A 20,132-nucleotide genomic window follows, 5' to 3' on the forward strand; every position below is an offset into this window, starting at 1 on the left:
GTTGAATGATGTGAGTAAGAAATTATTATTCGTGTTTGCTCATCCTGATGACGAATCCTTTGCAGCCGGAGGAACCATGGCTAAAGCCCATAACCAGGGGCACGAGGTGTTTTTAATATGCGTCACTTCGGGCTGTAAAGGGAAGTCCGGTGAATTTCAATTTAGCTCGCGAGAACAGTTAGCATTGCACCGCGAGGAAGAATTACGGAAGGCATGCTCCATACTTGGCGTTACCGATTTAATTTTATATAGATATCCAGACGGGACTCTCAAGGATCAAGATCCGGATATACTGGCCGAGCGAATTAGTCAAACGATTATTGCTTTAAAGCCAGATGTAATCTTATCGTTTCCGCTCGACGGGGTCACCGGACATCCGGATCATATTGCCGTTTCACACGCATCAAAAAAGGCCGTAATCTTATCGGAGGCCTATTATCCCCCAGATCAGCTGCCCAAATTTTATTATATATCCGTTCCTCACTATTATGATCATTGCAAGGATGTAGGACCACTGAGTACATGCATCATTACAGGAAAAGTAGATATCAGTGAATTCAGATCATTGAAGGGGCAGGCACTGCAATCTTATAAGAGCCAAATCTACTCGGTAAACCGGGCCTACCCGGGTGTGATGCAGAACGATTTTTCGGTTATTGGGCCTTATGAATACTACACCTTAATACGTGCCAACGGTAATCAGGTCGACCTGACGGCAGAAAAGTTCTCAAACAAATTAATGATTATCGATTTATTTGATAAATCTAGCTTTTAAAAGGATTATTAAATGCATATCAATCAAGCAAAAAACGAAAAGGAGCTCACTATGAAAGCACTCGTCACTGGAGCAAATAAAGGAATCGGTTTCGAAATCGCTCGAAGTCTTGGTAAGCGTGGCTATGACATTCTCGTTGGAGCGCGTGATGAAGCCCGTGGGCAGGCAGCAGTCGAAAAACTTGCCGCAGAAGGCATATCAGCAACGTTCATCAAGATTGATTTGAATAATCTTGACAGCTTGCACGCAGCGGCTAAAATGGTTAATTCGCTCGATATTTTGGTCAATAATGCTGGAATTCCTGATAGTGTCAAGCCTGGGCGCGCGGCGCTCGACCTCGTAAAGCGCACATTTGACTATACAACTGAGGATTTACGTACGACGATGGAAACGAATTTTCTCGGCACACATGAGCTCATCAAAAGTCTGCTGTCATCTCTGACAGACAACGCGAAAATCGTCAATATCACCGTTCCGATTTCGCCGACCGACTTTTGGCACCCGCTCGCTTACATTACGAGCAAAGCAGCACTCAACGTGATGACACTGACTTACGCTTACGAGTTTGAAAAAATGGGCAGCCATCGCCAGATTTTCGGCATCATGCCTGGCGCAGTCGCAACCGACTTGAACGGCATGGAAGCTGGTGCGCACGGCGGATTCGTCAAGTCTCCCGAAGCCGCTGGGCAGATAAGTACCGACATTATCCTGTCTGATAAGAATCAAAATGGTCAAATTATTCAGTACGATGGAAAGATTGTTACAGATTATGAGATTCAACTGAGAGGTTAGAAACATCAAGTTCTGTCAGTGGTACTACTTCGACTGGCACTTTAGTTACTTAGGGCTAGCTTAATGGTTTACACAGCCTCTCCGATAGGACAAAATTTCGTTTCAATCGTCACGTTCGAGCACTTCAATGGGGATATAAGTTTATCCCAAGCATCACGGCCTCTAGCTCCACGAAGGGACCAATCCTTTCATGGCGCATTTTTATGAATGTCTTCCCTAGATTGGTGAACTGAACGACTTTTTCATTGATGGAGATACCATTTGTTTCTGGATTTCTTCTTGGGCCTTCCGACTCTTAACTAAAAGTGAAATGGTAGTTTTATTCATAATGGTGTCATTTCAATTCCCTTCTTCAATGTATAACTAGACAGTCATTAACTTATTATAAATTTCAAAAAAGCATTCTCCAAAAGGCTTCGAATCCAGCCATACAAAGTCTGTCAGCGTTAGCCGAGTCACAGATCATGAAGTCGGTCGTTACTTCCGCTAATGGATAACGAAAGCGGAAAAGGTAGGGAGCAGCACGCCACGCGGCAGATGTTCCTTGTTTTCGTTAAGCAAAAGGGCAGGATTCCTAAATAGACAAAAGAATTTATTACTTCTGATATATTTAGAAAGAATATAAAAAGGGGTTGTACATTTGAGAAACGATATATTGGATATGGTTAACTCATTTCCATTTAAAGAGGTTTCTGTCGGTTACCGAACAGTGACTTTATTTTCATCTGACGAATTAGAAAAAGCACAAATTGGATATTGCATTGATACAAACGGACAGTCCCTTACTGGTAATGGTGATGGAGATTGGCTGCAATCATGGCTTGTCATTGGTTATGAAGACGAAACAGGAGACCCCATTTTCATAGATATTTTTTAACAACAAAACCGCTACAGAGTAAAAAAACAACTTATTATTTTTTTTCAGAAAAGAAATGGCATATGGTGTTTTGACATGTCGGTTGTCAAGAACATTGTCCGAATGAGGTCCGCATAAACCGCGGGCTTTTTTAGTTATCAGATCAAGTTCTTGTCATTTGGCGATGACAAGAACTTGATCCGATTACCGATTCGTGACAAGAACATTGTCCGATTGCCGACAAGCAATACGCCTGTAACTTACTAAACTAACGAGGAACTTTTGTTCAATAAACACAGCAATAGGAGGCTGCCAGTATGAACGGCAGCCTCCATTACATTAACGGGCAGTTTAGCGTGGTGATTGGCTCAAAAAGTGAAGTAAACTATTGGTACTAAGGGTACTAAGAACCAAAAATGGGGTGTCGTTTCACTCGAATGTTCTCATATCGAAACGAATTTATATTAGAAGGAGGAGAGTAATTGGATAATTATCCAAAGTACGTAACGAAGGAAGCCATTGAAAGTCTTGTTGAAAAAGTTAAGTTTACCTGAACCAGGGCCATTTACCCAAGATTGGGAATACGAAGTGGCAGATGATACAAGAATAAATGAATTTCTTTCCTTTTATGAAAGCTCAAGTCTTAATGAAGAGGAAAAATTTGCTTTGATGATCATAATTATTGGTTCGATCAATGATGCTATTGAAAAGACGGATGTTGATGAATCACTATTGAGAAAAGCGAAAGAGCTACTATTAAAAGATATAGTTATCCATACAAATACAATATTATATTGGTCATTAGAAAATCAGGATTTAGAGGATTGTTTTGCTATAACTCCATTCATTAGGTGTGTTAAAGAGATGATATAAACCGTACCGGTTGGAATGAAGGATGTGCAAGCATAGAGAAGGAGAAATTGGTCCGAGGCAGTCTAAGTTGAGCTAAAGAAGAACGACAGCATAATAAACAGGGAGCAAACTGCCGTGACAAGCTGCTCCCTGTTTTCATTCAAGTAACGGGCAGTTTAGTTCCAATATGTGTTAAAATGAGCGGGACTAAAATTTGGAGTTGAAGTAATGACAATTAGCAAAAAGGGTCAAGAAAGATTATTGTCGGGCAAGAGCCATTCAGATGGGTAATCACTCCATCAGCAAGAGGTATTATTACGTTAACCGTTCAGCATGATGAAGTGAAAGGGCAATTGCTCCGAGTTGATATAGAGTCAGACATCTACGAATTCTGGGTGGAGTTTCCGAATGTTGAATCACTCAATAATAAAATCGTGATGCCTGCTGAAATAGCTTTAATTATTTCGGAGGCAATCATACAAGGTTGGAAACCTAGGGAGAAAGGTGCGTTATTAAGTTTCAAACATTCAGAAAACAAGCTGTTATCGTTGAAATAATGGGAGAGCTTAGTTCCAAAACGAGATAACGACAGCAGGCCAGTCAGCTTAGTCCAACCAAATTGGATATGTAACTTTTAATGAGGAGAATTAATACTATTGAAGCTTTTTACAAAGGAATTCAAGAAAATTGTAGTCGACGATTATCCATTTCTTTGTGTAATCGACCAAAGGTCTGAAAACGAGCGCATTAGTTTTAAGATTTATCCATCCAGTACGAAAACATCATATTTCTTGAATTTCTTCTCTTGGAAAAAAAATCAATTGGCAACGAATCTTTGCCAACCAATGATTTGTGCTAAGTTAATTCATTACGCCATTAGCAGTGGCTGGGACTATAAATCTGAACGCGCTGTGCTCAAACTCCAAGATGGAGACATTCTGGTAGAACGGCTCAGTTTGGATGAATTAATTCGGTAAAGGTACGCGTTTTGGCTATCGTCTAAACTAACGCAGAACGATATCTCAATAAACACGAAGAAACGGCAGCCGCATAAGGACTGCCGTTTTCTCAACTAAACGGGCGGGATAGATTAAGATTATACGTAGGGAAACGTACTATAAGTAAGGGCAAGTTATATATCTTCCGCGCCTTGATTATAGCCGCTGTCGATCGCGACGTGCTGAATGGACGCGATCAAGGCCACTTCTCCGAAGTCGCCTCTCACTCGGACGGAAGCGGTGACTGCCCGACATTAATAGTGGGGGGCATATGGGAAGGAATCGTTCCTTCCGGCATCTCGCCGTCAATGCCCAAGAAATAATGCCGGATCGGCGATAATTGCTCGTTCAATTCGTACACGAGCGGGATGCCGGTCGGTATGTTCAGATCGGCGATCCCGTCGGCAGGGACTCGATCCAGATGCTTCACCAACGCCCGTAACGTATTGCCGTGAGCCGCAATGAGAATGTGCTTGCCGGACGAGAGAGCGGGGGCGATTATCTCCTCCCAGTACTTTAACACTCTGCACTCCGTATCATCGAGATTTTCCGTTAACGGAAATTCCCCTTCTTTTAAATTCCGGTAGCGTGGCGCGGACGCTTCGTATCGGGCATCGTTTTGATCCAATGCAGGCGGGCGAACGTCGACGGACCTGCGCCACAAGTGAACTTGTTCTTCTCCGTATTTCTCGGCCGTCTCGGCTTTGTTCAATCCTTGCAGGGCGCCGTAATGTCGCTCGTTCAGCATCCAGCTTTTGAATTCCGGAATCCACGTCAAATCCATTTCTTGAAGAATGATCCACATCGTCCTAATCGCACGCTTCAGAACGGATGTATGTGCTGCGTCGAAAACGTAACCCTGCTTTCTCAGGATGATTCCGGCTTGTCTTGCTTCTTCGAGACCGTTCGGAGACAAATCCACGTCTGTCCAGCCCGTAAATCGGTTCTCGAGATTCCATTCGCTCTGTCCGTGGCGGATCATTACTACTTTGATCATGCGGAATTCTCCTTGTATTAGGATAAGTTGCCCAACTCCATCATAGTTGTCAGCTTTGGCGAAAGCAAATGACCATAAAAATGGTCAGTATATAGTAATAGCGTCTACTTCCGAAGATTTAGTGCGAGTGGATACGAGAGATTTTATTAGAACTATTATAATTAATGATTCTTGTTGCCGTTTCCTGGCTACGAACGAACGTTCAGAAGGTGTGCTCATCAATCAATATAGTTATCTAAGGGCACAAAAGTAAGACATTTGTGCCGCGAGCAAACGACACAAATATGGGCACATTGTATGTATATGACACAAAAGATGGGACATTGCAGTGACTTTACGGATAATCGTCAAGAATTGATACTAAACTATTCCAGCTAATAGCTTGTCAATATTTAATTATAAAATGCAGAATCATACGGTGGTATACTGAGAAAAGGGCATAGGAAAGAGCCGTCCTACATAGCACGGAAACACATTCCATATACTTCCATTATACACTGTTTACTCTAAACGGAATGTTTCCTTAGTAGTCAAAATAGCAAAAATCCAGTGGATGAGTTTATTCACACAAGCAATTATTGCTACTTTGAACAGCTTTCCCTCAGCACGCTTTTTATCATAATAAGCTCTTAGTTTTTTGTTTCTATTACTACGGATACCACATCGTACCGCTTGATATAGGGCAGTACGAAGCCTTCTGGACCCGTGTTTAGTTATTTTATTTATGGTTGCTGTAAACTTGCCTGAAGAAAAGACACTAGGATCTATACCAGCAAAGGTAACAAGTTTCTTTGCATGATTAAACCGATCGATTTCCCCAATTTCAGCTAAAATTGTTGCAGCAATTTTAGTACCAATACCGGATATCGATTGGATTAAATCATACTCAATCAACTCTTCAGCCAGGGCTTCTACCGATTTATTAAGGTCTGTCTGCTAGATGGTCCTGGTATTGAAGAAGCAATTTGATGAGCAGCTGCATGGAGATTAGATGACTTGGAAAAGCTGTCTGTTTAAAGGGATTTCGCTTTGCAGCAGCTACCAAGATTTGAGCTCGCTCCAGACACCATAAAGCCGATTTGCCGCGTCCCGTAAGGTATCCTATAGTCGCAGCAATCTCTTTCTCATCCAGTTCCAAAACCTCTCTAGACGTTGGGTGTAAGTCTAGAAGTCGAAGGGAAACTTTTGAATAAAGGTCACCAAACACGCCATGATATTCCGGGAAAACTTGATCCAATATGGCCTGAAATTGTAGTTTAGCTTGGACATACATACCTGTTAATGATTCATATTGGCGAGTTAAGTAGCGTAATTTCATGAGGTGCTGACCCCGTTTTTTGTAGGGTTCAAACTCTTCTTTATAAAACAACGCCCCTAAAAGAAGGGCATCAGCGGCATCCGTTTTCAATCGTCACAAATTGGTTTTCTTGGCGTTATGTGAGATTAAAGGATTAATGACGATATTTAGATACTGATGCTCATCAAGAAACTGAACAACTGGACTATGATAATGGCCTGTTGCTTCCATCACAATCGAATGACGTATTCCTGCAGCTGATTCCACCATTCTTATATAATTCAGAAAAGATGCTAGTCCATCAACATCATGATTAAACCTAAAAATCTTTCCATGAGGTACTCCACGATCTAAAAAAGCCTGTGCATGGCTTTCTCCCTTGGACACATCCAAACCAATTACTGGATTCATTTGATCAACTCCCATAACATTTTAACCGGAAACCCCTAACCCTCTTGTCTTCCACACTATCGCATGTGATACGGGATCAACCGTCCCAACCAGCCTAGCCATGGTTGAACAAGTAGGGGGGATGAACTGAATAGCTCTCGGGATCCAAGTCCCACGGGCAGAAACGTTCGATCCCCGGCTACTGCTATCTTACGACCTTACAAAAAAGAGGTCGACCAGAAAGATCTGGTGACCTCATAATACGAACGGGCAGGATAGTTACAATATATGGTAGAATGGGATGAGTAAATTGAATGGAAGTTTGGAGGGAGAAGAAGCGTCAACTATCATGAGTAAAATAAATTCAAAGCATATCTTCATTCTGTATTTATTCGGCTTAGTTAACTTTGTGATTGTAAAATTCTTCGTTGATATAAAAAGGGTAATCGATAGGGTTGCTAGTAATAAAGCACAGAAAGCTATGGTTTATTGGAATTTAGAATTGATTCCCTTTAGGACGATATTTTCATCTATTGATTCTTACATCCGAGTAGGAATGGTGCCTTCATCGATCAATCTAATCGCGAATATTGCTTTATTTGTTCCTATGGGGTATTTAATTCCGATCGTTGATTCAATTTGCAACCTATTTGGGATCAGCGGATATTGATGATGTGCTACTAAATATAGTTGGCTGTGTAATGGGATATGCTGTTTATATGATTTCTAGAGCACTTCAGAATAAACTGACTAAGGGTATCGCAACTAACGGGGAACGATAGCTCATACACCAACCAAAGATACTTGATTAACCGGAAGCCTTGCTGCACATGAAAGTTAATGAAAGTATATGTGAAAAAGGTTTATTATTACTTATGTGGAGGAATGCATTTGAACCTAGAAAATCAGGAATTGCTTTTCAGTATTTTCCACGATGGTGGTGTAGAAGACATCAGGAATACCGTTGACGGCATTGAATGTACCATCGACATTATGTATCTTGCTGAACTAATTAAGCCACAATTTCGAGGCATTATTATAAAACTTATTTATCCTGCTGAGTTGTACTTAGAAGACGTTGACACGAGTGAGACGATTCGGGACTTTAAGGAACTAAACAAACTTCATATTGAAATCTTGAAGGCACAAGTAATTGAGGATAAGGTAAAGGCTTTTTGCAGTATCAACGAAGGGCAGTCCTTTGGATATCTTAACGTTAAAGCAAGTGAAATCTACATTTATGACCCCGAGCGTAATTTAATTTCACTTGAAGACTTAAAAACAATTTGTAATCAATATTGGGATGACTTTAGCAACCGAGCCTGATGATTATCTAATATAGTGCAACCCCTACGCGGATGCTGCAAGTCGGCGACCGTCGTTGAGCTAACGGCGAACGAGAGTTCAATTAAGAGATAGACTTCACAGGTTATTAAAGGGCTTTCGGAGATAGATAAGAACAATAAAATTAGGAGTAAGTACTATGACAATGTTAGATTACATTAAGAAATTCAAATCACTAATAAGAGGCTCTTACATCAACCAGGCTAATGAACTTGATGAAAATGAAGGAGTATTTTTAAAGGAGATTACATTCGAAGTTAAAGCCAATAAAGAGGATTTAGATACTTTCCCTAATGGACTAATCTCTTGGATCAGTATAGAATCACCTGAAGATGAACTTGCACGATTGAGGAAAAAGAACGAAGTAGTTTTAAATTATAAAAGCATCTATATAGTCATAGACTACCCATTAAAAAAGCCCAAAGTATTTGAAATAAATAATTCCAGATTATTAAGATCAGACTTAATCAATCAGATCAGTAAAATATATCATAATATTTATCAGTAAGAAGAAGATACGTCCAGCATTAAAACAATTCCAGTGATGGAGAGAGGGAAACTTAAAAACAGGAATGAAACAAACGGCAAATACGGTATCTGGGGTCATGATCTTCGAGATCTAGATTTAGGTTCAGTCAATGTCGTTAAGAAAAATAATGGAGAAATTTATTTATACCTTAATATCGAATCTTAAAGAAAAAATTAATTGTGAATGCTTTTTTTTAGAGCATTAATTATCATAACCGATACGCCATTGAGCTAACGAGGAACTATAGTCCAATCATAAAATGACGGCAGCTGGCACAAGAACCGCTGCAGTTTTCCGTTGGAGTAACGTAAGTATAGTTAAGCATTCTTGTGGGAAATTATAGTACAATGGCACTCATTGAAGGGAATGATATTAATAAGCCAATGGAGGATGAGAGATATACATAAACCAAATATGGGACTAAGAATTGCTTATATCATTCCAAATGTCTTTATGTATATTTTAATCTTTGGTCTCTCAGTGTTTGTGTTTACGAGTGTAGAAGAGCTAAAAGATGTCAATCGACTGGAAATATGGCTTTTTAACCTTGTTATTTTATTGTTAGCTGCACTTTTTGGTTCTTACCGAATTTGGTCTTGGGTAAAGCGGGGAAAGCTGTAGTATGAATTCTAAACAAAGGATAAGTATTTACTAATTAGATCGTACTTTTAGTTAAGCCTTTGCACTAAAGAGAGAACACTAGCACAACTCACAACTTATGCGTTAAGGTTAAACCCTCCCAATTCTAGTGTAGAACATTTATGACACAAACATGACTAGTTGAGAAATCGATATTGCGATAAGTGAACATTATTGGAAAACTTTCCATTTAAGGCGTGTTAAGATTGATGGATAAGGCTTCTTGTCATGTCGGGCCCCAGTTCAATCAACTGACAGAAAAGCAAATAAACGCGCTGTTGGTGCGAGTTGTGCAGGTTATGGTATTAACATCGCAGCAGCTATGTTGGTGCTTGTGAATTTGTACCATCTTATAACACCCAGAAAAATAACCACGAATTCCCACTATGTGCCCACGCATTATTTTACAGCTTGAATATTATATTTTAACCCGTCACAGCCACTCATCTTATATTTCACCTTAAAAAGGTCATCTTGAGATTAAGATGGGTGATTTTTTTATGATAAAAGACAACGAGAAGAAACGAACGGTCCGCATTCTATTTAGCGGCCGCATTTTCTCGTTGTTCTTTGTGTTGGTTAAGGAATTACCATACAAAAGCTGATGTGATGATAACCAAAAGAATAAAAAGAATCAAACTAGCTGCGGCGCTTGAACCGTAACCTGCTAATAAAGCGAGAAACTTGAATTGGTTCTTCGAAATGTAAAAAGCATTAGATAAAGAAAAAAGCAGTCCGTTCCACGTCAAATGGCGGGCTGCTTTGATCTATCAACTTGACCATTTGCTTCACATTCATTTGTTCCTTAAACAAGAGGTGCTTGAATCAATGTAGCGAAGTTAAATTGGTGAACATGACCATCATTTAGTGTAGTTTGGCCTGTAACAAAATGTACATGTTTACCATTCCCTACTGAAATAGCTGGTCCCGTTCTAATTCTTTTCAGATTATGAAAATGGTTTAAGAAATCGGTCTTCGTGAGATCAATTTCATGGACATGACTATTTCCAACGCGAATCGCTTGCCCTGTAACACCTGCAAAGCGATGGTTGTGGCGGTCTGAGCCTCGTTCAGCCAGTTTCGTACTACCTTCAAACTCATGAACGTGCCTCTGCACTATGGCCGCTATTTTCATTTTTATTTTTATTGTAGGTTTTTTCTTCTGCATCGTTTACATTGCCTCCTTTTGGGATGTTGACTTCACAACATCCTATTAAGGTATATCTATATAAGTGCTAGGCAAACATAAACGTTCTTCAGATTTTTTTGTTTTGTCATTCCTATTTCAGAAACAAACCAGCAAACCCTTGAGTTTACTGGTTTGTTTCACTTCAAAACCAATCAATTTGTCACCATACAATTCTTATTGGTTTACAAATAAGTCTTGAAGTGTAGACAATAAAGTTTTGATGTATAGAATATGACGTATCTGGGATCTTTTTTAGAAACAATCCGATTGATGTCGGTTAAAAATAGCGTATCTTCGATATCTTACACTAGACAAGCAATAAAAGAAATTCTGAGCAGTACATAACCTAGCCTAGACGGAGGCAGATGCGGAGCCGGTTAAGTCGACTGGGGGGAGTGTTAGGGGCAACCCGACCATTGGGCGGTTGGGGATCGTCTTCAAATGCTTCAAAAGCGACGGAGAGGTTGCGTCGAGTCCGGGTTCCACGTTTCACAATTATTTTTTGTCCTAGTTTTAAAAATCAAAAATATCGTCCCTTGAAGTAAATAATTACAAGGACTGTTAGTAATTAAGTGGGTTCAAGTTGAATTGATTCAGGTATTTTCTTGTCTTGATTTTCTACGGTTTTTATGATTTCAGGGACGGACTTGGGTATTTTCTTGTCGTTGTACTGACTTGTCGGGTGACAAGAACATTGTCTCATTAAATGCCGCTTAAATAGCGGCTTTTTGTGTTTATCTTGTCAAAACCAAATGACAAGAACTTTATCCAATTCCCGACGGGGGGAGGGTAGAGGTGATGAAATTGTAATCATTCTGGACATATTCATTGAACTAACGGGCAGTAGAGCGTGGTGGGATGGCTATTTAATATCACCGTCTATTAGTGATACGGGTCACCGTAATGTATCTAAGTGCAAAGTTCATTTTGACCACAATATATATATCAGCATATAAAGACAAAACCACTCCTGCCAATGGAGTAGTTTCTTTGGATAGAACTTCTCTTTTATTTAAGAACTAACTTACCTAAATTAATACATCGGTAAAAGAGTAAAGTCAAACTTAGAGTAAATAAATAAATTGGGATTGAAAATATTATTGAATATCCATTCTTGTATGTGATCATTTTAAAAACAACACTGATCCATTCGACTCCTAGAGATAAAATACACCAAACAACTACGTATAATACGACACTTTTCGTTTTTATTCCAAACAATTCATAAAAATAAATAAAGAAATAGGAAAATGGAGAATAAAGAAAGTAAGAAACTAAGTCAAACATGTCGTAATGAGGCGAATCGTTTACTTCATAAAAGTCAAACACCCCTCCTCCGATCGTAAAATCCCAAAACTTCGCTACAGTGAACCCCCACAAAAAAAGCAGAAAGCTAATTTCTGGTTTTAATTTCCTTGGCAGAAAGTACGAGAAAGTATACGTACAAACTATAGCAATGGTGATAAACCACTCGTTCATATCAAAATGTTCATATGGAGTCAGATTCATTGAGCACCCCATCTTTTTTTTGTCCAAAAGTATGGCGATACCAAGCAAGCATCACGTATGCAATAACCATTAAAATAATGTAACAAATAGACGAGTAGCTTAAAAACCAATTGATATATGTAATGATTTTATAATGCAGAAGTAACGATTCAAGCAAAAGGAGCAAAATTACATATCCCGAGCCAACTAATACTTTACTAAAAGGCGTTCGGTAAGCAAGGAGCAAGCGGAGAAAAAATAATACTACAAAGGGAATTGTGACACTGCGATATAACAAAAATGCGATATATTCAGGGATCTTCTGAGATATTACAATCAACTTCATCTCTTCAGTCATAATCCATGTAGCATCAATGATGACGTTGAGGATAATCATAAACAAAAAAAATTCCTCTTTCTTTTTAAGTTTTCTAGAAAAAATAAAATATGATGTAACAAATAACCCAGTTATTAATATAAAAATGATTATTCCAACCAACTTTAGCATTCCTCATCTCCTAAATACTTTAAGGACTCAGATCCATTCAAAGAATTTCGTAATAATTTTCATTCTCGCCATTATCCCTGGTATTATTCAACTGAATGCATGCGGTGATAAATTCCAAACGGTACAAATTCTTTTAACTCGACACTCGTCTAAAATTATTGACCACATCCGAGATAGATCGGGATGTTTTAACCGTAGGGGTAAACCTCTGTGTTTTTTGTGTAGTAAAAAGTGAGATATGAAGAAACTAAAACCAACGGAAGTGTAGCAGTGATCAGTCATGTTGTATTGTTAGAATTAATCTTCATTTTTCTTGCCTTGTTTACAATGTGGTACGCGGTGACTAACTTCACTAATTTCAAGCGGTGTCAAAAAAAGCCACTCCCTAGAGGGTGGCTTTTTCATGCTATCTTTGTGACGGTATTTTAAATTGCAATAAATGCTGGGCTAGTCAAAGCCTTATTGTGGTTTCGCCAACATTTTAACGAAAAATATATGCTAAGCCAATCGCGACTGACTTAGCGCTGAGTCGTAAATGGGTTTTTGAAATAGGCAAATACCTAAAACAAAAATAAGCAGAGTGAATGTATATGAAAATAAGGGGCGAAGAATAATAACTCCCCCTTTGAATCGAATCATACACAATGTCTTTGTGAATGATTGGCTTGAGATAACGCGCGTTTCATTAACGGAGAATGATAGCTGAATAAAGACACCGCGGCAGCCGGCCATGATTGATCGGCTGCCTTTCCACGCTAACGGGCAGAGTAGCGCAATGCCATTCCGTGATTGCACCTTTAGTAAAACTAAGAAATTAGTTTAGCTATTAGAAAAGCAAAGCCTGCCGCTAGCCCCCCTACTAATGTTGTTTGCCAGGCACTTTTGATTTGTTTGGATCCGGTGAATTTTCCCTTAATAAAGCCAAATATAAAAAGAGCAATTAGTGTGACAAAAGCAGAAACGACCAGTGCAGATTGGGGCTTTTGAATGAAAATATAAGGAGATAAAGGAATGATGCCGCCTACAATGTAAGACAATCCGATCGTTAATGAACTATTTCGAGCTCTTTTAGGTTCGGGTTCCTCCAGTCCCAGTTCGTGTTTCATCATGAAATTAACCCATACTTCCGAATCTTCGCTAATCGCTTTTACTACAGCGGTAACTGTTGGCTCAGGAAGGTTCCATTCGCGCAAGATGTCTGCTACCTCTTCCCGTTCCCGTTCGGGTAATTCAATAATTTCTCTTCGTTCACGTTCCAATTCGGATAAATAATGTTCCTGATCCGTACGCGCAGCAAGATATCCACCTAGTCCCATAGCAATAGATCCTGCCGAGATTTCTGCCACTCCCGCAATCACAACTAGACTTGTGTTAGAAATGGTTCCGGATAATCCGGCAGCAAGGGCAAATGGGACGGTCAATCCATCCGCCATTCCGATCACAATATCCCGAATAAGGTCTGAAGCCAAAAAGTGTTTTTCTTCATGCCTCTCTTTTTGCATAACATTCTCTTTTTGTTGCATAACTTTCTCCCTTCGTTTAGTTCGAGGCATTTGCAAGCTCGCTTTGTTATTATGTAAATAAAGGGATAATTTTATTTTTAAGGCTGATTGGCTGTCGTTGGAAAGGTGGATGAAGAGGTTTTCATTGGACAGATTTTGTTAACGAGGAACGTTAGTTGAGCGAATCAGGAGGAGCAGTTTCCGCGGCTGCTGCTCCTTTTGTCATTAAGCTATAGGGCAGTATAGCGTGGTAGAAGGACTATTTATCATCGCTCCTATTGTGATACGGCTCACCGTGATATAACCGATTGTTCCAATTATGGCTCAGATAAACATTGGAACTGCTAAATTTAATAGATGCTCGGCATAAACCTAATTATCGTAAGAGGTTTAATAACAAATTGGGAAGTCATGTGGAGATTACTATTGAAGGAGCATTTAATTTGTGGTAGAGGCTAACTATTTTATTACTGTTGGGTTATTGGGTAGATGGGTCCTATATAGAAAAAAGGAAAGTGCGGACCAACTTTTGTTGATGCTTTTTTTACTGTAATAGTTCCCTAGTTGGTTTGTTTTTTAGGTGTGGCTTATAGTTTGTGGATTTATAAGATTAATTATTTCACTGTGCGAGGTTAGCAAGGAAATGCACCCTAAATGCAGGAATTGCAAGTACAATATCCACATTTGCAATGGGGGTTGACGAAATATAAAAAAATTATTATAGTATTAACATACCCCTACGGGTATAAGTATATATCAAAAGTGGGGTGACTAATGGCACTAGTTCATGCCACAGATTATTATTACACTCCATGAAGCTAATTCTTTCTGCAAACTTACTCAAGCTCAATGGGTGACTATGCAAAAAAACAAATTGAGAAATGGCAATTTTTTTTGCTCAAAAATATACCCTATGGGGTATATGGGATTGGGTCATTTGAGCATGATAAATAGGAAATATTGTAGAAAGGCAGGAGTCTATGGATATAACGTGGATATTAACCATTTTCGTGATTGGCTTCCTTGGTTCATTTATCTCGGGTATGGTGGGTATCGGCGGATCAATCATCAACTACCCGATGCTGCTATTTATCCCTCCGGCATTAGGCTACGCAGCGTTTTCGCCTCAGGAGGTATCGGCCATCAGTGCGGTTCAGGTTTTCTTCGCAAGCTTTTTGGGGATGCTTGTTTTCCGCAAAGGAGGACTTTTACACAAACAATTAGTTGCCTACATGGGTATTTCCATCATTATTGGCAGCTTTTTGGGAAGCTTTGTTTCAAATTCCTTGTCAAGCGCAGTTATCAATATGGTTTATGCGGTATTAGCACTAATTGCAGCAATCATGATGTTTTTACCGAAAGAAGGCAGCGATTCACAGGATGTTAGCAAAGTTACGTTTAACAAGCCCTTAGCTGTTAGTCTCGCGTTAATTATTGGAACCGTGTCAGGGATTGTGGGTGCCGCGGGGGCTTTTATTACCGTGCCGGTTATGCTCGTTGTACTTAAGATTCCGACAAGAATAGCGATTGCATCGTCGTTAGCTATTACTTTTATATCATCCATTGGTTCAACCACAGGTAAGCTAATGGGAGGGCATATGCTATTAATTCCTTCCATCGTACTTGTATCTGCTAGCCTAATTGCTTCGCCAATAGGAGCCAAGTTAAGTAAAAAAATCAACACCAAAATGCTTCAATGGATTTTGGCTCTGCTCATAACAGCAACTGTGGTTAAAATTTGGATTTCAATCTTATTTTAGGAGGAATATAAACATGGTGAATCAAGTTCAATTGCAAGGGATGAGCGCGGCAGAATTAGCGAAAAAGGTTTTAAATAACGAGTCGATTTTTATCTTAGATGTACGTAATGAAAGCGACTTTAATGATTGGAAGATCGAAGGTAAAAATGTTCATGTATATAACACGCCATATTTTGATTTGATCGACGGGGTAGAGGCTGTGTTAGATCAAATTCCAGATGATAAGGAAATCTTGGTCGTTTGTGCCAAAGAAAACTCATCGAAATTTGTTGCGGAACAATTGATCGAACAAGGTAAACAACATATTTCTTACCTGGTTGGAGGCATGAAATCCTGGAGTGAACATTTGGAACTCGTTAAAATCGGTGATTTGAAAGATGGAGGAGAAATTTTTCAATTTGTCCGTATTGGTAAAGGTTGCTTATCCTACATGGTGATCTCGAACGGTGAAGCTGCCGTCATTGACGGCGTTCGGATGACAGAAGTTTTTGAAAACTTTGCAAAAGATAAAAACGTAAAAATTAAACATACGATCGATACGCATCTTCACGCTGACCACATATCTGGGGGGCGGCAATTAGCTGAAAAAACAGGAGGTACGTATTGGTTGCCGCCCAAAGATGCAGATGAAGTGGTGTTTCACTTTGAGGGGCTTGAAGAAGGAAACAGTCTTGTCGTGGGCGATACCGAAATTAAAATACAGCCTATTTATTCCCCGGGGCATACGATCGGAAGCACATCTTTAATCGTTGATAATCAATTCTTACTGTCTGGTGACATTTTATTTGTAAAGTCAATTGGTCGCCCTGACTTGGCGGGTAAAGCGGTGGATTGGGTAACAGATCTTAGAACAACGTTGTATGAACGCTATAAGCAGTTGTCAAATGACTTAATCGTGCTTCCTGCCCATTTTGGCAAGGTAACAGAGCTAGGCGAAGGAGGCAAGGTATCTGGACGTCTCGGTGATCTGTATAAGGCAAATCCAGGATTGAATATAGAAGATGAATCGGCATTCCGTCGGACTGTTACAGAGAATTTACCGCCACAGCCTAATGCTTACCAAGAAATACGGCAGACCAATATGGGCAAGATTACGCCAACTAACGAGGAACAAAGAGAGATGGAGATTGGACCCAACCGTTGTGCAGTTCATGATGCTTAAAAAGTAAATCATTATAGAGGAGGAACAATGGCGATGTATAAAGAGCAGCTCCCGGAAGAAGTTTTAGGAAGAATCAACAGGAAAGAAAATGTAGTTATTCTTGATGTGCGGGAACATGATGAGTGGGAGTCCGGTCACATTCCAGGTGCCAAACATATTCCGTTAGGGCAAATCGCAAGAGCGCTAAACGAAATCGACAAGAAGCAAGAAACGGTCGTCGTCTGCCGTAGCGGTAACCGAAGTGGGCAAGCGTGTGATTTCCTCTCTTCAATGGGCTATAACGTGCTCAATATGCCAGGCGGCATGTCGAAGTGGACTGGGGAAATAGCTTACGGTAAATAAGCATTTTATATAAACGGAGGTTATGATCATGACAACGCTACAAGTGAATCGCCTGTTAGAATGTGAAGGGCTTGCCTGTCCGCTGCCCGTAGTTAGAACTAAAAAGGCGATGGATGAAATGAACGCAGGCGAAGTATTGGAAGTGCGTGCAACAGATAAAGGATCGATTGCCGACCTTAAGAGTTGGTCCAGCCGTACAGGACATCAGTACCTAGGGTTAAAAGAAGAAAACGGCGTGTTTCACCAATTTATTCGCAAAGCTGAACTAGCGGATACGAAAGCAGAAAAAAAATACCCGCATACTGCTACAAATGAAGAAGTTCACACAAAAATTTCTTCAGGAGAAGCAATCCAAATCATTGATGTGCGGGAACCCGCTGAATATGCGTTTGGACGTATCCCAGGAGCCATTTCAATTCCTTTAGGTCAGTTTGAAGAAAAATTAAACGGGCTTGATCCGAGCAAAGCCTATTATGTTGTATGTCGTACCGGAAATAGAAGTGATATGGCCTGCCAAATCCTATCAGACAAGGGATTCCAGAATGTTAAAAATGTAACTCCTGGTATGACTGAGTGGAGTTATGATCAAGAGCAAGATTAAAAATAAAAATAAAAAGGAGACGAATAAACATGACAAATAAAAAAGTAGCTCTTATTGCATCAACGGGTGGCCTGGAGACGGCATATAAAGTTTTGAATATAGCTACAGCGGCAGCGGCATTGGATGCGGAGGTAGCCATCTTCTTCACTTTTGAAGGCTTGTCCATCATTCATAAAGAATCTGAACAATTGCTACAGCTTAAACCAGGCAACGAAGGACTGGAAGAAGGCTTTAAGAAAGCCAATGTTCCATCGGTTAAAGAACTTATTGAAATTGCCAAAGATTCGGGAGTGCGTCTTATTGGTTGTCAGATGACGATCGATGTAATGGGGTTGGATAAAGAGCATTTTATCGAAGGAATTGAACTCGGAGGCGCTGCGACATTCCTAGACTTTGCTTTTGATGCCCAAGTGAGCTTGAACTTCTAGGAGGAAATTATCGCTATTAATCGCGGTAAATTCATGTCGAACCTTGAACATGCAGTAGAACTAGGACTGAATCGCTGTGAAGTTCATTATCTTGAATGATTAGACAAGGAGAGATCATATAATGTCAAACTTAGTTGTAGATGCAAAAGGACTTGCTTGTCCTATGCCGATTGTTAAAGCGAAAAAAGGGATTGATTCCCTGGAACCTGGACAAATTATGGAGTTGCAAACAACCGATAAAGGTTCTATGAAGGATTTTCAGGCTTGGGTAAACCAAACCAAACATGAACTCATTGAATCCAAAGAAGAGAATGGCGTATTCACCTTTATTGTTAAAAAGGGATAAAGAAAGTTGAAAAAGGCTACCACTTTAATCAGTGGTAGCTTTTTAAAAATCTCAAGAAATGAGGCTATGGTCATGAACAGAAGTCGAATGATCTACTTTGTTACATTGAGCCTCAAACGCATCAATCGTTTTGAAGCAAGCTATTGATCAATCTTCACAAAATGAAGTCTTTATTTTTTTGATTTAGATGGCTCCAGGGTTTTGGATAAACGTTATCTTCATGAACTTAAAGAAAAAGAGGCAATTGATTTTAGCGACTTGCTGCATAAAGCATTAGATAAAGGAGTCAAGCTGTACAGATGTCAGATGAACATTATGTTTCAAAATGGTTTGGAGTGTATAGATGGAGTAGAACTCGCTGTTGTTGCTACATTTCTAGATCTAGCCTATGACGCGGATGCCGTTTTAAGTTACTAGAGGGAGTGGAATGAAATGGATCCTAAAAAAGTAATTGTTTTCGCACTGCATAACGAATTAGAGTCCGTATATCCACCTTTGAATATATCTATAGGTGCTGCGGCAACAGGTGCTGATGTCCTTTTAGCCTTCTCTAGAAGCGGTGTAAATATTTTGGATCACCATTATATCCCTATACCTTCAAGGGGCAAAGAATATCTAGCCAATGCTATACACGATTTTAAGGCTTCTTCTATTGGAGATCTTTTATCGATAGCTGTTAATTTAGGAGTTCGTTTTGTTGTTCCAGATAGTGACGATCCAGATAGTAAGATTGTATCTGAGCTGCCTTTTGAAAAAGTACCTTTAAAATGGCTATTAAACGAAGCTGCTACCGCAAATTTATTTGTACATTTTTAAAATTGTTTATTTCCAAAACTGCTATCATACATTCATTGTGCATATACCTATAGGGGTATATAATTCATCTTGTGAATATAGTAAATGGAATAGGAGGCTACTAATTGATTAAATATTTTATATTATCGATCTTCTTCGTTTATTTTATTCAACGATTAAGACCTGTAAAAGGTCTAAAAAAAATAAAAGCAATATCGTTTTCTTATCTTCTAAAGGACATACCGGCTAATTTGAAAATACTTGATGTTAGGGATCAGGTTGATTTCTATGCTGGTCATATTGAAGGAGCATTCAATATCTCTCTTGGAAGATTACCTTTTGTTAAGAAACAGGAAATACATGTTGATGATGAAATCATAATCATTGCGGACTCGAAGTACCAATCTAAGAGAGCAGCAAGAACTTTGAAAAAAAGTGGGCACCACCATTTAACATATCTACAGAATGGTATGTCGGCTTATAAAAAATTTCAGAAGAATCAACAGAGCTATAGTAAGCTTCAAACATGTGTGTGCATGTAA

Annotated in this window: 23 protein-coding genes and 1 pseudogene; 19 read left to right on the plus strand and 5 right to left on the minus strand. The window is 39.5% G+C overall.

Annotation, left to right across the window (positions count from 1 at the left end):
• Positions 1–10 precede the first annotated feature (10 nt).
• The 5 genes from RQP52_RS35000 to RQP52_RS35020 all read left to right on the plus strand — a co-directional run bounded on the left by RQP52_RS35000 (position 11) and on the right by RQP52_RS35020 (position 4,252).
• The gene (locus tag RQP52_RS35000; RefSeq protein ID WP_315956073.1) at positions 11–775 is read left to right on the plus strand and encodes a PIG-L deacetylase family protein; all 765 of its coding nucleotides are present in this window, start codon (positions 11–13) and stop codon (positions 773–775) included.
• A 12-nt stretch (positions 776–787) separates the two neighbouring features.
• Complete coding sequence (locus RQP52_RS35005; RefSeq protein ID WP_315956074.1) at positions 788–1,567, plus strand: SDR family NAD(P)-dependent oxidoreductase; 780 nt, start codon at positions 788–790, stop codon at positions 1,565–1,567.
• Between the two features lie 640 nt (positions 1,568–2,207).
• Positions 2,208–2,444 (plus strand): hypothetical protein, encoded by a 237-nt coding sequence (locus RQP52_RS35010; protein ID WP_315956075.1) that lies wholly within the window; start codon positions 2,208–2,210, stop codon positions 2,442–2,444.
• A gap of 510 nt (positions 2,445–2,954) precedes the next feature.
• Positions 2,955–3,296, plus strand: a complete 342-nt coding sequence (locus RQP52_RS35015; protein ID WP_315956076.1) for a hypothetical protein — start codon at positions 2,955–2,957, stop codon at positions 3,294–3,296.
• Positions 3,297–3,931: 635 nt separating this feature from the next.
• Positions 3,932–4,252, plus strand: coding sequence for a hypothetical protein (locus RQP52_RS35020; protein ID WP_315956077.1), 321 nt, complete (start codon positions 3,932–3,934; stop codon positions 4,250–4,252).
• Positions 4,253–4,496: 244 nt separating this feature from the next.
• On the opposite strand, the gene gpmA is transcribed toward RQP52_RS35020, so the two are convergent.
• Positions 4,497–5,270, minus strand: coding sequence for a 2,3-diphosphoglycerate-dependent phosphoglycerate mutase (gene gpmA, locus RQP52_RS35025; RefSeq protein ID WP_315956078.1), 774 nt, complete (start codon positions 5,268–5,270; stop codon positions 4,497–4,499).
• A gap of 501 nt (positions 5,271–5,771) precedes the next feature.
• Positions 5,772–6,978: pseudogene (locus RQP52_RS35030) on the minus strand (IS110 family RNA-guided transposase).
• Between the two features lie 280 nt (positions 6,979–7,258).
• Here RQP52_RS35030 and RQP52_RS35035 point away from each other — a divergent pair.
• From RQP52_RS35035 to RQP52_RS35050, 5 genes are all read left to right on the plus strand, one after another.
• Positions 7,259–7,627 (plus strand): VanZ family protein, encoded by a 369-nt coding sequence (locus RQP52_RS35035; protein WP_315956079.1) that lies wholly within the window; start codon positions 7,259–7,261, stop codon positions 7,625–7,627.
• A gap of 4 nt (positions 7,628–7,631) precedes the next feature.
• The gene (locus tag RQP52_RS36585) at positions 7,632–7,739 is read left to right on the plus strand and encodes a hypothetical protein (protein WP_379174928.1); all 108 of its coding nucleotides are present in this window, start codon (positions 7,632–7,634) and stop codon (positions 7,737–7,739) included.
• 109 nt (positions 7,740–7,848) lie between these two features.
• Entirely contained in the window at positions 7,849–8,283 is a 435-nt protein-coding gene (locus RQP52_RS35040) for a hypothetical protein (RefSeq protein ID WP_315956080.1), read from the plus strand.
• A gap of 157 nt (positions 8,284–8,440) precedes the next feature.
• Positions 8,441–8,809, plus strand: a complete 369-nt coding sequence (locus tag RQP52_RS35045; RefSeq protein ID WP_315956081.1) for a hypothetical protein — start codon at positions 8,441–8,443, stop codon at positions 8,807–8,809.
• 411 nt (positions 8,810–9,220) lie between these two features.
• Positions 9,221–9,451 carry a hypothetical protein gene (locus RQP52_RS35050; RefSeq protein ID WP_315956082.1) on the plus strand — a complete coding sequence of 77 codons (231 nt, stop codon included), beginning with the start codon at positions 9,221–9,223 and terminating at the stop codon, positions 9,449–9,451.
• 823 nt (positions 9,452–10,274) lie between these two features.
• Here the strand turns inward: RQP52_RS35050 and RQP52_RS35055 are convergent.
• The 3 genes from RQP52_RS35055 to RQP52_RS35065 all read right to left on the minus strand — a co-directional run bounded on the left by RQP52_RS35055 (position 10,275) and on the right by RQP52_RS35065 (position 14,177).
• Positions 10,275–10,637, minus strand: coding sequence for a YmaF family protein (locus tag RQP52_RS35055; protein WP_315956083.1), 363 nt, complete (start codon positions 10,635–10,637; stop codon positions 10,275–10,277).
• Positions 10,638–12,147: 1,510 nt separating this feature from the next.
• The gene (locus tag RQP52_RS35060) at positions 12,148–12,654 is read right to left on the minus strand and encodes a hypothetical protein (protein ID WP_315956084.1); all 507 of its coding nucleotides are present in this window, start codon (positions 12,652–12,654) and stop codon (positions 12,148–12,150) included.
• Positions 12,655–13,460: 806 nt separating this feature from the next.
• Complete coding sequence (locus tag RQP52_RS35065) at positions 13,461–14,177, minus strand: VIT1/CCC1 transporter family protein (RefSeq protein ID WP_315956085.1); 717 nt, start codon at positions 14,175–14,177, stop codon at positions 13,461–13,463.
• Positions 14,178–15,136: 959 nt separating this feature from the next.
• On the opposite strand from RQP52_RS35065, the gene RQP52_RS35070 reads away from it, so the two are divergent.
• The 9 genes from RQP52_RS35070 (at position 15,137) to RQP52_RS35110 (ending at position 20,132) form a co-directional block, all read left to right on the plus strand.
• Complete coding sequence (locus RQP52_RS35070; RefSeq protein WP_315956086.1) at positions 15,137–15,916, plus strand: sulfite exporter TauE/SafE family protein; 780 nt, start codon at positions 15,137–15,139, stop codon at positions 15,914–15,916.
• 13 nt (positions 15,917–15,929) lie between these two features.
• The gene (locus RQP52_RS35075) at positions 15,930–17,078 is read left to right on the plus strand and encodes an MBL fold metallo-hydrolase (RefSeq protein ID WP_315956087.1); all 1,149 of its coding nucleotides are present in this window, start codon (positions 15,930–15,932) and stop codon (positions 17,076–17,078) included.
• Between the two features lie 27 nt (positions 17,079–17,105).
• Positions 17,106–17,420, plus strand: coding sequence for a rhodanese-like domain-containing protein (locus RQP52_RS35080; protein ID WP_315956088.1), 315 nt, complete (start codon positions 17,106–17,108; stop codon positions 17,418–17,420).
• Positions 17,421–17,448: 28 nt separating this feature from the next.
• Positions 17,449–18,021 carry a sulfurtransferase TusA family protein gene (locus RQP52_RS35085; protein WP_315956089.1) on the plus strand — a complete coding sequence of 191 codons (573 nt, stop codon included), beginning with the start codon at positions 17,449–17,451 and terminating at the stop codon, positions 18,019–18,021.
• Between the two features lie 29 nt (positions 18,022–18,050).
• Positions 18,051–18,449: a DsrE/DsrF/DrsH-like family protein gene (locus RQP52_RS35090; protein WP_315956090.1), complete on the plus strand. Its 399-nt coding sequence runs from the start codon at positions 18,051–18,053 to the stop codon at positions 18,447–18,449.
• Positions 18,450–18,570: 121 nt separating this feature from the next.
• Positions 18,571–18,795, plus strand: coding sequence for a sulfurtransferase TusA family protein (locus RQP52_RS35095; protein WP_315956091.1), 225 nt, complete (start codon positions 18,571–18,573; stop codon positions 18,793–18,795).
• Between the two features lie 201 nt (positions 18,796–18,996).
• A complete protein-coding gene (locus RQP52_RS35100) occupies positions 18,997–19,212 on the plus strand; it encodes a DsrE/DsrF/DrsH-like family protein (RefSeq protein ID WP_379175275.1) in 216 nt (71 codons plus the stop codon).
• A gap of 15 nt (positions 19,213–19,227) precedes the next feature.
• Positions 19,228–19,611, plus strand: a complete 384-nt coding sequence (locus tag RQP52_RS35105) for a peroxiredoxin family protein (protein WP_315956092.1) — start codon at positions 19,228–19,230, stop codon at positions 19,609–19,611.
• Positions 19,612–19,715: 104 nt separating this feature from the next.
• Positions 19,716–20,132 carry a rhodanese-like domain-containing protein gene (locus RQP52_RS35110; RefSeq protein WP_315956093.1) on the plus strand — a complete coding sequence of 139 codons (417 nt, stop codon included), beginning with the start codon at positions 19,716–19,718 and terminating at the stop codon, positions 20,130–20,132.

The organism is Paenibacillus violae, assembly GCF_032461945.1.
Classification (GTDB): Bacteria; Bacillota; Bacilli; order Paenibacillales; family NBRC-103111; genus Paenibacillus_E; species Paenibacillus_E violae.